Annotated in this window: 1 protein-coding gene; it reads right to left on the reverse strand. The window is 70.4% G+C overall.

Annotated elements, in window-relative coordinates; all coding sequences use genetic code 11:
• Positions 1-57 precede the first annotated feature (57 nt).
• Positions 58-1491, reverse strand: coding sequence for an acyl-CoA carboxylase subunit beta (locus tag ACFWBU_RS18340; protein ID WP_169620252.1), 1434 nt, complete (start codon positions 1489-1491; stop codon positions 58-60).
• Positions 1492-1647 lie beyond the last annotated feature (156 nt).

The following is a 1647-nucleotide window of genomic DNA, read 5'->3' on the forward strand; positions in this document are numbered from 1 at the left end:
GGGTTCGAAGGTGGCGGCGCCGGCGTCGGCGTTCGGTGCTTACAGTCGGTTCGGTGCTTACAGCGGAATGTTCTTGTGCCGCCCGCGGGTTGCAGGCGCTGCTGCCAGCGCCGCAGCCAGGGTGCTCCGCGTCTTTGCCGGGTCGATCATCTCGTCGACCACGCCGATCGAGATGGCGCGACCGACGCCTCCCGCGATGGCTTCGTGCTCGGATGCGAGACGGTCGTGCAGGGCCTCGCGTTCCTCTTCGGGAGCGGCAGCGAGGGCCCGCTTGTGGAGGATCCCCACCGCGGCCTTCGCGCCCATCACGGCGACCTCGGACTCCGGCCACGCGAACACTGCTGTCGCACCGAGGGCGCGCGAGTTCATCGCGATGTACGCGCCGCCGTAGATCTTGCGGGTCACCAGGGTCACGCGGGGCACACGGGCTTCGGCGAACGCGTGCAGCAACTTCGCTCCGCGGCGCACGACGCCCTCCCATTCCTGGCTGACGCCGGGAAGGTAGCCCGGCACGTCGACCAGCACCACCAGGGGAACGCCGAAGGCGTTGCACATGCGTACGAAACGCGCCGATTTCTCGGCACTCTCGGAGTTCAGGCACCCGCCGAGGCGGAGCGGATTGTTGGCGATGACGCCCACGGTGCGGCCGCCGAGCCGACCGAAGCCGGTGACGATACTGCGAGCCCAGCCACCCTGCAGTTCTTCGAAACTCGATTCGCCTTCGACGTTGTCGAGGAGTTCGTGGACGATCGGGCGCACGTCGTAGGCGCGGCGCGGTGACTCGGGCATGAGCGCGCGCAGATCGGTGTCTCCGAGGGCTGCGGCAGCGACGTCGAATTCGCCCTGTTCGGCGAGCATCGACACGAGACGCCGTGCCCGGTGCAGTGCGTCGGACTCGTCGTGGGCCGCGATATGGGCGACACCCGACTTCTTGGTGTGGGTGTCGGGGCCGCCGAGGGACTCCATGTCGACCTGCTCGCCGGTGACACTGCGTACGACGTCGGGTCCGGTGACGAACACACGTCCTTCGGGCGCCATGATCACGATGTCGGTGAGCGCCGGGCCGTATGCCGCGCCACCTGCGGCGAAACCGAGGACGACGGAAATCTGGGGGATGGAACCGGATGCGCGCACCATCGCCTCGAAGACGAGGCCGACGGCGTGCAGCGCTTCGACGCCCTCCGCGAGGCGCGCCCCGCCGGAGTGGAAGAGCCCGATGACAGGCGCTTCGAGTTCGAGGGCGGTGTCGATCGCCGCGACGATGTGCTTACACCCCTCGACGCCCATCGCTCCGCCCATGACGGTCGCGTCGGAGCAGTACGCCACTGTCCGGACGCCGTCGATGCATCCGATCGCGGCGAGGACGCCGGACTTGTCCCGGGCGTGGAGCAGCTCCGTGCTGCCCGAGTCGAAGAGTGCCTCGAGCCGGCGCAGAGGATCGCGTGGATCCGTCGAATGGGCGCGTTGTTTAGCCGGATCCAGGATGGTCATCGAGTGCTCCTCGGTCGAGCGCGGTGGTGGTGGGCCGCGGGGGGGGGGGCGGGGGGGGCGCCCCCCCCCCCGCGGGGGGGGCGGGGGGGGGGGGGCCCCCCGCCCCCCCCGGGGGGCGGGGTGGGCCCCCCACACACCCGAGGTGGTGTGGGCGGC

This window comes from Rhodococcus sp. NPDC060084, from assembly GCF_042730335.1.
GTDB lineage: Bacteria > Actinomycetota > Actinomycetes > Mycobacteriales > Mycobacteriaceae > Rhodococcus.